Annotated in this window: 10 protein-coding genes; 6 read left to right on the top strand and 4 right to left on the bottom strand. The window is 71.5% G+C overall.

The window, feature by feature from the left end:
* Positions 1-17: 17 nt before the first annotated feature.
* The gene (locus ACWCWD_RS11625; RefSeq protein ID WP_450772107.1) at positions 18-338 is read right to left on the bottom strand and encodes a hypothetical protein; all 321 of its coding nucleotides are present in this window, start codon (positions 336-338) and stop codon (positions 18-20) included.
* A 297-nt stretch (positions 339-635) separates the two neighbouring features.
* Here ACWCWD_RS11625 and ACWCWD_RS11620 point away from each other — a divergent pair, with 297 nt between their 5' ends.
* The 4 genes from ACWCWD_RS11620 (at position 636) to ACWCWD_RS11605 (ending at position 4080) form a co-directional block, all read left to right on the top strand.
* Positions 636-803, top strand: coding sequence for a hypothetical protein (locus ACWCWD_RS11620; protein ID WP_450772105.1), 168 nt, complete (start codon positions 636-638; stop codon positions 801-803).
* Positions 804-998: 195 nt separating this feature from the next.
* Positions 999-1448: a hypothetical protein gene (locus ACWCWD_RS11615; protein WP_450772104.1), complete on the top strand. Its 450-nt coding sequence runs from the start codon at positions 999-1001 to the stop codon at positions 1446-1448.
* Complete coding sequence (locus ACWCWD_RS11610; protein ID WP_450772103.1) at positions 1448-3538, top strand: hypothetical protein; 2091 nt, start codon at positions 1448-1450, stop codon at positions 3536-3538. Before ACWCWD_RS11615 ends, ACWCWD_RS11610 begins: the two co-directional genes overlap by 1 nt.
* Before the next feature lie 107 nt (positions 3539-3645).
* Complete coding sequence (locus ACWCWD_RS11605; RefSeq protein ID WP_450772102.1) at positions 3646-4080, top strand: hypothetical protein; 435 nt, start codon at positions 3646-3648, stop codon at positions 4078-4080.
* A gap of 68 nt (positions 4081-4148) precedes the next feature.
* Here ACWCWD_RS11605 and ACWCWD_RS11600 read toward each other — a convergent pair whose 3' ends face one another.
* The gene (locus ACWCWD_RS11600; RefSeq protein ID WP_450772100.1) at positions 4149-7823 is read right to left on the bottom strand and encodes an AAA family ATPase; all 3675 of its coding nucleotides are present in this window, start codon (positions 7821-7823) and stop codon (positions 4149-4151) included.
* 177 nt (positions 7824-8000) lie between these two features.
* Entirely contained in the window at positions 8001-8921 is a 921-nt protein-coding gene (locus tag ACWCWD_RS11595) for a helix-turn-helix domain-containing protein (protein WP_450772099.1), read from the bottom strand.
* A 172-nt stretch (positions 8922-9093) separates the two neighbouring features.
* On the opposite strand from ACWCWD_RS11595, the gene ACWCWD_RS11590 reads away from it, so the two are divergent.
* Positions 9094-10530: an MFS transporter gene (locus tag ACWCWD_RS11590; RefSeq protein WP_450772097.1), complete on the top strand. Its 1437-nt coding sequence runs from the start codon at positions 9094-9096 to the stop codon at positions 10528-10530.
* Between the two features lie 31 nt (positions 10531-10561).
* Here the strand turns inward: ACWCWD_RS11590 and ACWCWD_RS11585 are convergent, their stop codons facing one another.
* On the bottom strand, positions 10562-11410 hold the full coding sequence (locus tag ACWCWD_RS11585; protein ID WP_450772095.1) for a helix-turn-helix transcriptional regulator: 849 nt from the start codon (positions 11408-11410) through the stop codon (positions 10562-10564).
* A gap of 199 nt (positions 11411-11609) precedes the next feature.
* Between ACWCWD_RS11585 and ACWCWD_RS11580 the strand changes: the two genes are divergently transcribed.
* Positions 11610-12371 carry an SDR family oxidoreductase gene (locus ACWCWD_RS11580; RefSeq protein ID WP_450772094.1) on the top strand — a complete coding sequence of 254 codons (762 nt, stop codon included), beginning with the start codon at positions 11610-11612 and terminating at the stop codon, positions 12369-12371.
* The last annotated feature ends 65 nt before the right edge of the window (positions 12372-12436 follow it).

Genomic DNA, 12436 nt, shown 5'->3' with positions numbered 1-12436 from the left:
GACTTGGGAGGGTGCGTTCACCCCACCGCGGCCTCGCACTCCTCGCACCGCCGGATCGCCTGGCGGTCCGTGTTCCCCTCGGTCGCGGTCGCCGGGCAGCTGCTGCTCAGCCGGTCCCAGAGCCCGGCCGGCGGCGCGGGGATCCAGCCCCAGCGCGGGGCGGTCACCAGCTCCTCGGTCAGATGGGCGCACGCTCCGGGAAGGTGCGCGTACCGCCGCGGTGAGATGAGGATCGTGTCGGCGGGGAAGGTCCGCCACTCCTGCCGGGGCGGGGCGACGGGGCGTTCCCTCGGCAGGGAGCCGTCGGGTGGGCAGGAGCAGCCCGGTCCGATGAGCAACTCACAACGGTCGCAGTACTTCTGTCGCACGTGTCTCGCTCCCACCTCGCGCCGGCGTCCTCATCAGGGGACGAGCGGTTCGTCGAATTCCGAAAAGCCTGGCGACCGGTAGAACGCCCGCACGCCGGGCCGGTCACGGTGCGTTGCTCCTCCGGGGGGAAGGGGGGATGCGCCGCCGGGGCCGACCGGACCGGGAACGCGGGGCCGGCGCCGGGTGAGGCAAGGGCAACGAAAGACGCCTCATGGCTGCCGGATCGTCCACTTCCCGCTCGCCGCGCGCAGCAATACCGTCGCGTCATGCCTCACTTCGACAAGCATGAACCCGTCTTCAGGCGAAGCAAGTTCGGGTCCCACTGGGAGTGCAACCCGCACAACCGCGTCGGCCGTGCGCTGAGGACCGTGGGCATCGTGTTCATCGGAGTGGTGATGCTGCTCATGATCTTTCGCGTGGGGCCGTACGCGTAGCCGCCGGATCGCGCACACCCGATGACGCGCCCCATGACGCGCCGGACGACGTGCTCGATCGGGCTCTTCGTGCGGTGCTTCCTCAGGCGCGCGACAGAGGGGCGTCAAGAAGGACGGGCGAACGGGGCGTGACGTGTTCGAGGTGCCTAACGTGCTTACTTCGATGCACTGAACACGTTCGCGGGGGAGGGCCCGATGGCCTGGGACGAGTGGGAGAAGCTCAAAACGGAGGCGCTGGACCGGCACTCCACGGCGATGCGGCTCAATCGATTACCGGACGAGGGCGGCGGGGCCGCCGCTCCGCAGGGTGATCTCAAGGTCGACCAGCGGGATCTGGCGGCCGTCGGTGACGCCGCGTACCGGCTCTTCGGAGACCTCGGCAACCACGGCCGCGACGCCTGGTCCGTCAGCCAGGAGGCGGCGAGGAGCATGAGTACCCAGGGCTTCTCCCTGGGCGGCGCTCTCGACCATGTGCAGGAGCGCTGGGAGCAGCAGCTGAAGACCCTCCTGGACGCCTGTGCGCACATCTCCAACCACATGGACTTCACGCGGAACGCGCACGCGGGTGACGAGACCTACGTCTACGGCGTCGTGAGCAGCATCGCGACGCTGGACGACGGGTTCACCGAGAGGACGCGGCGCTGATGGACTTCGAGTCGTTGCGCCAGGCCGACTTCGGCCGGCTCGGGGAGTGCGTGACCGCCTGGCAGGGGGTGGTGGAGAAGCTCGACACCCTGGAGGCGCAGGCCAGGGACGATCTGAAGGCGAAGGCGGACAAGGCGGACTGGGCCGGTGTGAATGCCACCGTCTCGCGGGAGTTCATCACCAAGACGGCGGGTGAGTTCGCCGACGCGCACACGCAGGCGAAGAGCATCCACGACATTCTCCAGGACACCCACGACGAACTGGTGGGGTACAGGCAGCAGCTCGACCAGGCCCTGGAGCGGGGCCGTCTGAAGAACCTCACGGTGACCTCCACCGGTGGCGGCGGCTTCACCGTGACGATGCTCATCCACCCGGACCGGGCGGCGGCGGGTCATGACGTCCCGGACCACTCCCAGCAGGATGCCGACCAACTGCGGGACGACGTACAGGTGATCATGGGCCGGGCGTCGGAGAGCGACACCACCGCGTCGACCGTCCTGCGGGCTCTGGTGGACCAGGCGGAGTTCGGGTTCTCCGGGGCCGCGTACGAGGACCGTGACTCGGCGATCGACGCGATCCGCAAGGCGGAAGAGGCGGCCAGGATCCTCAAGGAGAACGGTGACGAGATGTCGCCCGAGGAGTTCCAGAGGCTGAACGGGCTGCTCGCCTCCTACGGGAACGACCCGTTGTTCCAGGAGGAGTTCGCCACCCAGGTGGGGCCGAAGAAGATGCTTGAGTTCTGGGCCGACCTCTCCAGCCCGGACAACCCGGACGAGCTGACCAGGACGGAGCTCGACCAACTCGGCTCGTTCCAGCGGAACCTGGGCATCGTCCTGGGCGGGGCGACCCAGTCGGACAGCCCGGCCATGCGGCAGTGGGAGAACGACATGGTGCGCTTCTCCGGTGACGTCTACCCGACGCGCCAGGGGAGCCTCTACGGCTACCAGCTGATGAGCAACCTCCTGCGGGCCGGCGACTACGACGACCAGTTCCTCAACAGGTACGGCAACGCGCTGGTCGCCAAGGAGGAGGAGCTGAGGCTGCCTGAGAAATTCTGGCAGGGCAACGGACAGCTCATGCCCAGGATGAACTTCATCGGCGACGCCGAGTTCGGCCGCGACCCGATGACCGGCCTCATGACGGCCCTCGCCAACAGCCGCGATGCCGCAACGGAGTTCTTCATCACCAAGGAGCCGCAGGACAACGCGGAGTGGGTGCTCAAGGACCGGCACTACTTCGACGACTCGCCGCTGAAGGACGGGGGGAACGAAGCCCGGGACGCGGCAGGCAAGGCCATGTTCGCCGCCGTGTCCGGCGTGTCCGACCCGCAGACGCCCGGGGGAACGTACGAGGAACACACGGCGGAACAGCGGGAGGCGATGAAACGCAGCCTGTCCATCCTGGCCGGTACCGGCAACGACTTCCCGCCGGAGATGCGCGACAGCATGGCGTACGCCCTGGGCAACCACGGCGACTGGGTCCACCGGGCCATGAGCAGCCCGCTCAACGACAACGAGCTGGACTCGGGGCAGTTGATGGCGGTGAGTACTCAGATCTCGCGCAACCAGGACGACTACCAGATCCTCAACCAGGTCATGCACCAGCCGATCGTGGCCGACATCTTCGCGGAGACGGATCATCCCGAGGACAGTCTCGACCGGGCGGGCCGCACGGTCGGGTTCCTGGAGGAGGCCCGCTACCAGGCGACCAACACCGACAAGGGCGAGGCCCTGGCCGACGCCTCGTGGGAGAAGTCGGGGAGGTACCACGTCATCGGTGGTATCGCCAACGCCACCCTGGGCATCTGGGGAGACCCGGCGCAGCGCGCGGTGGACGTCGTCACGTCGAAGATGCTCGAAGACGAGCAGAACCGGATCAACGCGGATGCCGCATCCGCTCACACGACGACGTACGGGCTGCACACGAAAGAGCTCCAGTCGCTTGCCGATTGCTGGTACCAGAAGAATCAGAGCTGGGCGGAGGACTCGGCACACGAGGGATATTCCGGGCAGCACGGCGTCTACTCGCAGATCGAGGCCGCTGCGAACGACGGAAATCAGAAGGCCAAGGGAGTGGCGGGAATCCAATGAGACGAGCAGCACGAAGGGCGGTCGGCACGCTCACCGCGGGTCTCGTCCTGTCGCTTGCGGCCTGCGGTGGAGGCCGTGAGTACGCCGTCCCCAAGGAAGCGTGCGGCGTGTCCATCGACGAGAAGAAGATCGCCCCCTTCCTCTTCGACGGGGAGAAGATCGATGTACGGGGCGACTCCGTCGTCGACACCGGCCCCATCAACCGCGCGGTGTGCACGATCCGGGTGGATGGGAGGCTGGTGATCAGCCTCGAAGTCGACAAGGTGGACCAGATATACGATCCCATGGCCGAGCTGGACAGCTTCCGGTTCACCAACCGGAGGAAGATGGCAGAACTGCCGTTCGCAGGGGTCGGCGCACTGGGTGACAGCAACTCGATGGTGAGTACGGGTTGTTCCGGTGCCGCTGCGGATTTCCTCATCGCGTACGTGGTTGTCGACGGTGCGGTGAAGGACGACGTGGCCGGGCGCCGCAAGGCGTTGGAGGCATTCACCGTCGACTTCGTGCCGAAGGTGAAGAGGGCCCTCGGCTGCACGGTCTGAAGCCCGTCCCACGCGTGCGGCCCGCCCGTGCCGGAGCGGGCCGCACGCGTCCGGCTGGAGGTCGCGCCCTACGCGCCGAAGGAGCCCAGGGCGGTCGCGGTGTCCTCACCGCCCCAGCCGTCGGGGGTGCGCCACAGGACGTGGACGCCGAAGATGTCGCGGACGGTGTCGGCGGACCAGTCCTCGGCGGGCGGTTCGCAGAGGACCAGATAGCGGGCGGCGGCCGGAGCGGGCAGGGTGTGGTTGATCTCCAGGAGGCGGGTCGCCCCGGAGCGGAGGTCCTCGTACCCGGCCCGGCCGGCGCCGAGGACCTCGTAGAGGAAGAGCCCCCGGTCGGTGACGCAGCCGACGTCGACGATCTCGGACTCGGTCGGCTGGATGTCCGCCCAGAGGAGAGCCGACATGAGCAGGTGGCGGACCGCCTCGTGCTTCTTGTCGGTGCGGTCGGCGGCTGCCGAGGTCACCAGCGCCTGGAGGAAGCCCTCTTGGGGCGCCGGGGCCGCAGCCGGGGCCGCAGCCGGGGCGGGAGCGGGTGCGGCGGGGGCGTCTTCGGCGGTGGCCGTCACGGGGGTCACGGGGTCGCTTTCCTTCTGGGGAGGCTGGTCGGGCCGGGGTGCGGGGCCGGCCGGGGCCGCCTCGGGTACGTCGGTCTCAGCGGCCGGCTCGGTGACGGGCTCTTCGGCGTGGTCCGTGGTACCGGACGCTCCAGCACCGGACGCTCCCGCCCCGCGCGTACGGAGCGTCTCCCGCGCCTCCGCGAGGGCGTCGAGCCAGCCGGATCCGCCGAGTTCGGCGGAGAGGCGGGCGGTGTCCAGGGTGTCGTCCTTGAGCGCGCGGTTGGTGCCCGCCGCGAGATCGCGCAGTACCCCCAGCCGGTCCCGGTCCGGTGAGCCGAGGACGTGCCGTACGTCCACCCAGTCCGCCTGGTCGCGGCGGAGGATGCGGTTGGCCATGCCCTGGAGTTCGGAGAGGCGGGCCCGGGCGTCCGGTACGGACCCCAAGTCGGCCTCGGGGCTCAGCAGTTCTGCGAATACGGTGACGGCGCCCAGGTAACGGTCGGACATTCTCGGGGAGATGGGCAGGCGGCCGCGTTCGTCGGCGGTCAGCACACTGTGGCCGGTCTCGTTGGCGAAGACCCAGGTGTCCAGCTCCTGGCCGGGGCGCGGTGGTGCGGAACCGTGCCGGACGGTCAGGACGAGCGGGCGCTCGACGGCGGGGGCGAGCGCCTTGACCCGGTAGCGGCCTCCCGGGCCGGGGCCCAGGACCCGTACCCGGATGTCGGAGCCGATCTCGGGGACCTCGCCCGCCGGGGCCGTACGGACCGGGGAGACGTCCGGTGCCGACGTACCCGGTGCCGGAGTGCCCGGCGCCGCTCCCGTGCCGGTGGTGTCGTCGGTGCGTGTGAGGGCTTCCGGGAGCGGGGAGGTGTGCAGCACGGTCAGGCTCTGCGTGGCGCGGGTCAGGGCGATGTAGAGCTGCCGCAGACCGGCCGGGCCGGTGTCGGCGATGGTGGCCGGTTCGAGGACCAGGACGTGGTCGTACTCCATGCCCTTGGCCTGGGCGGCGGCCAGCACGGACACCGCCGCGCGGCCCGGACCGGTGATCTCGGGGCTGCTGTCGAGCCGGCCGCCGATCTCCTCCAGCCAGCGCGAGTCGTCGGGGACGATGACGGCCACCGACCGCAGGGTGCGGCCGTCATGGGTGCCCACCAGGCGGGTGACCTGGGCCACCGTGTCGTCGAGGAGCTTCCAGGGCTCGGTCGACAGGGTGCGTACGGCGTCGGCGCCCGCCTCGCGCACCGCGCGCGGGTACGGCAGCGAGGGAGCGACCACGCGGGCCAGCGGGGCGACGAACTCCATGATCTCGGCGGGCACGCGGTAGCTCGTGTTCAACTCCGCGACCCGCCAGTCGCCGTGGTCGGAGAGGAGCGTGCCCAGGCGGTCCCAGGCGGTGTACGGCACCGGTCCGGTGGCCTGGGCGAGGTCACCGAGCACCGTCATCGAACCGCCCCGGGCGACCCGGCGGCGCAGCGCGCGGGCCTGCATCGGGGTGAGGTCCTGGGCCTCGTCCACCACGATGTGGCCGTAGCGGCGGGGGATCTCCCCGGCGATGAGGTACCGGAGCTCCTCCAGACAGACCCGGTCCTCCAGGGTCCACGGGTCGCCGTCGGCACGGGCCGCACGCGGGCGGTGCAGTGCGCGCCGCTCGTCCTCGCCCAGCACGTCCTCGGCGCAGGCGCGCAGCAGCTCGGGCGAGTCGTAGAGGGTACGCAGCGACTCGCGGGCACCCGGCGAGGGCCAGACGCGGTCGATGAGGCGCTCCACCCGGCGGTTGCGTTCCAGGCTGCGGCGGATCGTGCCGTCCGCACCGCGACGCGGGGCGATGGCGGTGAGCTCCCGCAGCAGCCGGTCCACGATCAGGCTGCGGAAACGGTCGCGGCGCTCGCGGTAGGCCGCTTCGCCGCTCCGCGCCTCGGCGAGCAGGGAGCGTACCTCCGAACCCGCGATGCGCAGGGTCGCACTCCCGGCGGTGACGGTGAACGCGGGTTCGTCGCCCTCGAAGGACGGCGGGGTGAGCTGGCCGTCGATCGCCTCCGGGCGGCACTCGTGCTCGACGCGCCGCCGCAGCACCGCCGCCATGCGCTCGTCGGCCTTCACCGCGCGGGCCTGCGGGCTGTCCGTGCCGAGGAGTTCGCCGTCCCAGAGGCGGGAGAGCTGGACGGCGTTGACGTCCCGGGTGCCGAGGGTCGGCAGGACCTCGCCGACGTACTCCAGGAACCGCTGGTGGGGGCCGATGACGAGGACGTCCCGGGCGTTGAAGTGCTCGTTGCTGACGAGCCAGGTCACCCGGTGCAGGCCGACCGCCGACTTACCGGTACCGGGCCCGCCCTGCACGACCAGGATGTCCGAGGGCGACCCGGTGACCAGGTCCATCTGGTCGCGGCGGATCGTCTCGACGATGTCGCGCATCCGGCCGCCGCGCGAACGCTGGAGCTCGCGGAGCAGGAACTCGTCCGGCTGCGCGGGCTTGCGCCGCAGGGCCCGCGCGAGGTCGCCGGGCGTGGCGGAGGGTGTGCGCAACTTCCGCCGGGGAGCCGGGACATGGGGGACGTACGGGGCGTGCGGTACGGCGTCCGGCGGGACCGCGCCGTCGCCGGGTTCATCCGCGAGCGGTGACCCCTCGGCCTCCGCCGCGTCCTCCGCCTCCGCCGGAGCCCCGTCGTGCGTCGGGCCGTCCCGCGCGTCCCGTCCGTCCCGCTGTCCGGGGACGCCCACCGGTTCCCGTACGGGACCGGCCGTGAACGCCGGGGCGATGTCGTCGAAGTAGTCCTCCACCACCTGCCGCACGCACCGCAGTTGGCGCCGGAGCTCCACCTCCCCCGGGTCCTCGGGACGCGCGTCCGCCCACTTCTTCGCCAGCGGGCTGGTCCAGAGCAGCACGACCGGCTCGTTCTCGGCGTCCCGTACGCCGCGCCGCCCGATGTACCAGGGACGGGGCGCACCCCCCGGCTCCTCCGGGGCGTCGACCCGCGAGAAGACGAGCGCCTCGTCCCCCAGGCCGCCGTACGCCTCGGCGCGCGCCTCCGCGTCCATCCGGGTGGCGATGCCGTCCTTGGTGCTCGCCGCGGCGGTGGCGGCGGACGTGCCGGTCATCTCGGCGAGCCGCGTGGTGTAGCAGTCGTACGCGTGGTCGACGGCCTTCTGCTCCCCGGCGAGGACCTCTTCGCGTGTGGTCGTGCTCATGTGCATCCTCCCTCGCGGAGCACATGAGGCCCCGCTACGGGCCTGTGCCCGTACCCCGGGGACACAACTACCAGAGATCGTACGGTGACGAACAGTCAGGGTGTCGATTACCGGACAGGGCACCCGGCGGCCGGGAGCAACGCGCCCCGCCCGGCGCGCGGGGAGCGCCGCCCGTACCTACCGCAGCCCGTCCGCGCCCGTCCCCGTCGCGTCCGCCTGCCGTGACCCGGTGCGGCGGGCGCGGTCCGTCTCGGCGGTCAGGCTCGACAGCAGGCTCAGCGCCGCCTCGGAGGGGGAGCCCTCGGGGGCGGTGTAGAGCAGCATCCGGTGGCCGGTGCCGTCGGAGAGGTGGAGGTTCTCGAAGTCCAGGGTCATCGCGCCCACCACCGGATGGTGCAGCGCCTTCGTCCCGACGGTGCAGTCCCGCACCGGGTGCTTCGACCAGAGGCCGGCGAAGTCGGGGCTCTGGAGCATGAGCGAGCCGATGAGCCCGGCGAGCGCGCTGTCCTGGGGATTGCGGCCCGCGACCAGGCGCATCGCGGCCAGGGCCACCCGCGCCTCCTTGGTCCACTCCGTGTACAGCTCGCGGGTGTGCGGGTCGAGGAAGAGCATCCGGGTGAGGTTGGGGCGGTCCGCCGGGGTGTCCGGGCTCCGCACGTCCAGATGGCCGGCGAGCAGGGCGTGGCCGAGCGCGTTCCAGGCGAGGACGTCGTTGCGGCCGTCCAGCACCACGGCCGGCACCTGCGGCATCGAGTCGATCAGCCGCCGGGTGGTGGCGCGTACGAACTCCGGGCGGTGTGGCGCGGACCGCTTCGCCTTCGGCGGGCGGGCCAGGTCGCGCAGATGGGCGTGCTCGTCGGGGGTGAGGCGCAGGGCGCGGGCGAGGGAGTCGAGGACGCTGTCGGAGGCGTTGGAGCTCTGCCCCTGCTCCAGATGCGTGTAGTACGTGATGCTCACCCCGGCCAGCAGGGCGAGCTCCTCGCGCCGCAGCCCCGGAACCCGCCTGCGGGTGCCGTGACTCGGCAGGCCGACGTCTTCCGGCTGGAGCCGCGCGCGGCGGTTGCGGAGGAAGTCGCCCAGGGCCGTGGGAGTGTCCATGCGTCCCAGTGTGCCCGTGCGACGGCCTCGGCGGGGCCCCGAAGGTGGCCCTGCGAGAGATAGCCTCCGCGACGCCAGCAGGACCAGAGGGCTGGGTAACTCCCTTGCGCAGGGCCAGAGTCGCTCTCCAGAAGGACCACTCACGGTGGTCCGCGACGGAGGGATGTGCGTGATGGCCGTAACCGAGGGTGTACGGGCGGGGGAGGGGCCGGTCCGACTGGACGGGCGGCTCCGCCTCGTCCTGGTGGTGCTGCTGGTCGCCCAGTTCATGCTGGCGGTGGACTTCTCGATCCTCAACGTGGCGTTGCCGGTGATCGGTGACGGGCTGGGCTTCTCGCTGTCGGGCCTCCAGTGGATCGCGACCTCGTTCGCGCTGGCCGCCGCCGGGTTCACGCTGCTGTTCGGCCGGGTCGCCGACCTGTTCGGCCGGCGGCGGCTGTTCCTGGTTGGCCTCGCCGTGCTCGGGCTGTCGTCCCTGGTGGGCGGGCTGGCCCAGAGCCCCGAGATGCTCATCGTGGCCCGGGTGTTCCAGGGCCTCGCGACGGCCGCCGTGACCCCGGCGGGTCTCTCGCTGCTCACGACGTCGTTCCCCGAGGGGCCGCTGCGGCAGAAGGCGCTCGGGCTGAACGGTGCGCTGATGTCGGCGGGGTTCACGACGGGCGCGATCCTGGGCGGAGTCCTGACCGATCTCCTCTCCTGGCGCTGGTCCTTCTTCATCAACGTGCCCGTGGCGGTCGCGGTGCTGGTGATCGCCCCGACGATCATCAAGGAGTCCCGTCCGGCCGTCCGTCCGAAGCTGGACGTGCCCGGCGCGGTCTCGGTGACGCTGGGGCTGCTGGCGCTGGTGTTCGGACTGACGCAGGCCGGTGAGCACGGCTGGGGATCGGGCGCCGCGCTCGGCTGGCTGGCGTCCGGTGTGGTGCTGCTGCTGGTCTTCTACGCGGTGGAGTCCAGGGCGTCGGACCCGCTGGTGCCGGTGTCGGTCCTGAAGAAGCCGACGGTGGCCTGGGGGAACGTGGCGGGCGCCATCGCGTTCCTCACGGAGACGAGCCTGGTCTTCCTGATGACCCTGTACCTCCAGGAGGTGCTCGGGTTCTCGCCGCTGACCGCCGGCCTGTCGTTCGGCGTGCTGGGAGTCGGCACGGTGGTGGGCGGTTCGATCGCACCCCGGGTGATCGGCGCGACCTCGACCCGGTCGACGCTGCTGATCGGCGGTGTCCTCCAGGCGGTGGCCACCCTGTCCCTGGTCGGCCTCGGCGAGACCAGCGGCTCGATGGGGCTGCTGCTGACGGCGACCTTCGCCGGCGGGGTGGGGAACATGCTGGTGATCGTCGGCTTCATGGTCACCGCCACCACCGGCCTCGCCGACCACGAGCAGGGCATGGCGACCGGACTGGCGACGATGACCCAGCAGATCGGCATCACGATGGGCACCCCGGTCATGTCGGCCGTCGCCGCGGCGAACACGGACATCCACGACGGGATCACGACCGCGGTGATCGTGAACACGGCGGTGGTGGTCCTCGGAATCCTGACCTCCTTCCTCTTCCTGCGGACCCGGAGCCGGACCCGGACCCGGAAGCCCGCCGTGGAAGGCGAGTTCAGCTGAGCGGGGAGATGGGTCCGGCGGGTCCGGAGGATCAGGCGGGTCCGGCAGGCCCGGCGGACCCGGCGGGTTCGTGGGCGAGAGCGGCGAGGAGCCCCAGCTTCTCGTCGCTCTCGCTGTCCTTGTCGGGGTAGTAGACGACGAGGATCACGTCGTCGACGGGGAGTTTGTCGCGGTGGAGCCGGAGGTCGCCGACCACGGGGTGGTGGACGGTGGTGGTGCCCCCGTCGAGGACGCGGACGTCGTGTCGGGCCCACAGCGTGCGGAACCGCGCGCTGGACAGCGCGAGTTCCCCGACGAGCTCGACGAACCGGGGGTTGTCGGTGTCGTCCCCGATGGTGGTGCGCAAGGCGGCGACGAAGTCGGCGGTGGCCTTCGCCCAGTCCTGGTGGAACGCCTGCTCCTCGGGGTCGAGGAGCAGCGAGAGCAGCCGGTTGTGGCCGGGCCGCAGGCGCGGGGAGAGGGCGACGGCCATGGGGTTGGAGGCCAGCACGTCGAAGGCGCGCCCCTCCACGAACGCGGGGACCGTGAGGTGCGCGAGGAGCTGGTGCACCCGCGCCGGTACGTGCTCCGGGCGCTTGCGGCGCGGCGCCCTGGGGCGGTCCGCCGGGAGCCCGAGCAGATACGTCCGCTCGACGTCGTCGAGCCTCAGGACGCGCGCGAGCGACGCCAGGACCTGCGGTGACGGGTTCTTGTCGCGGCCCCGTTCCAGACGCAGGTAGTAGTCGGGGCTGATCCCGGCGAGCAGGGCGACCTCCTCGCGGCGCAGACCGGGTACCCGGCGGTTGCCGCCGGGCGGGATTCCCGCCAGCTCCGGGGAGACCAGCTCACGCCGGGCACGGAGGTAGCTGCCGAGCTGATTGCCGGATTCCTCGTCCTTCATGGATCCACCGTAATGCGGGGCGCCCGTCCCTGAGGGGGCCCTGGCAGGACCAGGGAGGACGGGGGTACTGCCCCGCCCGGCGGATGGCGCGAAGACTCGCGGCAGCACTGTCCGAGAGGACAGGGACCGCTGCTCAACGGCCCCGCGGGCGCTCTGCCCCTGGTGACACCGCGGGTGCCCCGAACCCAAGGAAGACCTCATGGACCTCTCCCAGCGCACCGTTCTCGTCGTCGGCGGGACGTCCGGCATCGGCCGGGAACTGGCCCGGCGGTTCGCCGCGGCGGGCAGCACCGTGGCCGTCGCCGGCCGCAGCGCGGAGGCGCTCGCCGAACTCTCCGGCGAGGGCTTCGGCACCTTCGCCGTCGACGTCACCGACGGTGACTCCGTCGCGGCCGCCCGCGACGCCGTACTCGCCCGCTACCCCGAGCTGGACACCGTGGTGACCATGTCGGGCGTCATGCTCCTGGAGGACCTGCGCGACCCGGCGCACTTCGAGGCGGCACGGACGACGATCGACACCAACCTGGTCGGCACCATCCGGGTCGTCGACGCCTTCACCCCGCACCTGCTCGGCCGGGGCGCCGGCACCTTCGTCACCGTCACCTCCGGCATCGCCTTCCTGCCATTCCCGCCGATGCCCGGCTACGCCGCGTCGAAGGCCGCGGTGCACGCCTACTCCGAGGCGCTGCGCGCCCAGCTGGACGGCACCGGCGTCGGTGTCGTCGAGCTCGTCCCCCCGGCCGTCGCCACGGCGGGGCAGGAGAAGGTGAACCCGCAGGCGCTGCCGCTCGACGCCTTCGCGACCGAGGTGATGGGCCTGCTCGCACAGAACCCCACCCCCGACGAGATCCTGGTCGAGCGGGTCCTTACGCACCGCTGGGCCGAGCGCGACGGCACGTACGACGACCTCGTCGCGAAGCGCTCCCAGGCCCTCGCGATGCTCCCCGGCCGCCAGGGCTGAGCCTTCCGCGCGGCCCGTCGGCCCGCCTGTCGTACGGCAGGCGGGCGGGCGCGAGGCCCTGGGGC

The organism is Streptomyces sp. NPDC001493 (assembly GCF_053597235.1).
Note: the sequence above shows the minus strand (reverse complement) of the source record. Positions and strands in the feature narration are given on the sequence as shown.

What these genes read in the sequence shown, in the direction of transcription:
- ACWCWD_RS11620 (WP_450772105.1), top strand. Translation starts at nt 636, where the DNA reads ATGCCTCACTTCGACAAGCATGAACCCGTCTTCAGGCGAAGCAAGTTC.
- ACWCWD_RS11615 (WP_450772104.1), top strand. Translation starts at nt 999, where the DNA reads ATGGCCTGGGACGAGTGGGAGAAGCTCAAAACGGAGGCGCTGGACCGG.
- ACWCWD_RS11610 (WP_450772103.1), top strand. Translation starts at nt 1,448, where the DNA reads ATGGACTTCGAGTCGTTGCGCCAGGCCGACTTCGGCCGGCTCGGGGAG.
- ACWCWD_RS11600 (WP_450772100.1), bottom strand. Translation starts at nt 7,823, where the DNA reads ATGAGCACGACCACACGCGAAGAGGTCCTCGCCGGGGAGCAGAAGGCC.
- ACWCWD_RS11595 (WP_450772099.1), bottom strand. Translation starts at nt 8,921, where the DNA reads ATGGACACTCCCACGGCCCTGGGCGACTTCCTCCGCAACCGCCGCGCG.
- ACWCWD_RS11590 (WP_450772097.1), top strand. Translation starts at nt 9,094, where the DNA reads ATGGCCGTAACCGAGGGTGTACGGGCGGGGGAGGGGCCGGTCCGACTG.
- ACWCWD_RS11585 (WP_450772095.1), bottom strand. Translation starts at nt 11,410, where the DNA reads ATGAAGGACGAGGAATCCGGCAATCAGCTCGGCAGCTACCTCCGTGCC.
- ACWCWD_RS11580 (WP_450772094.1), top strand. Translation starts at nt 11,610, where the DNA reads ATGGACCTCTCCCAGCGCACCGTTCTCGTCGTCGGCGGGACGTCCGGC.